The organism is Bradyrhizobium sp. UFLA05-125 (genome assembly GCF_059803515.1).
Map to the genome: position 1 here is coordinate 1 of NZ_JBANBJ010000191.1, position 556 is coordinate 556.

Genomic DNA, 556 nt, shown 5'->3' on the forward strand with positions numbered 1-556 from the left:
ATCTGGCTCAGCTGCTGTGGAGCGCGGACGAGATCGACGTGCAGGCCGGCGACCGGGAGCGACAGGGCGGTCGCGAGGTTGTCGCCGATCGCGCCGAAATAGGTGGCGAGCATGATCTTGATGCCGGGCACGTCCTTGGCGAAGCGCGCATAGGCGCGCTGAAGCGCGTTCCGCTCGGTGCCACTGAGGTCGAGCACCAGGCAGGGTTCATCGATCTGGACCCATTCGGCGCCACGCTTCGCCAACTCCTGGAGAACCTCGACATAGACTGGCAGCAGGCCATCGAGCAGCGAGACCGGATCGAAGGCTGCATCATGGCTCTTGCCGAGCTTCAGGAAGGTGACCGGGCCAACCAATACCGGGCGCGTCTGATAGCCGAGCGACTTTGCCTCGTCATATTCCTCGATCGCCTTACGCGAGGAGAGCTTGAAAGTCTGACCCTTGTGAAACTCCGGAACCATGTAGTGATAGTTGGTGTCGAACCACTTGGTCATTTCCTGTGCTGTCGCGCCATGGCCATGATGGGCGTGACCGCAACTCGCGTCGTGTGTGTCGC

At 61.7% G+C, this 556-nt stretch carries 1 pseudogene; it reads right to left on the reverse strand.

Annotation, left to right across the window (positions count from 1 at the left end):
• Positions 1 to 556: pseudogene (locus SO156_RS45885) on the reverse strand (5-methyltetrahydropteroyltriglutamate--homocysteine S-methyltransferase); the annotation flags it as partial.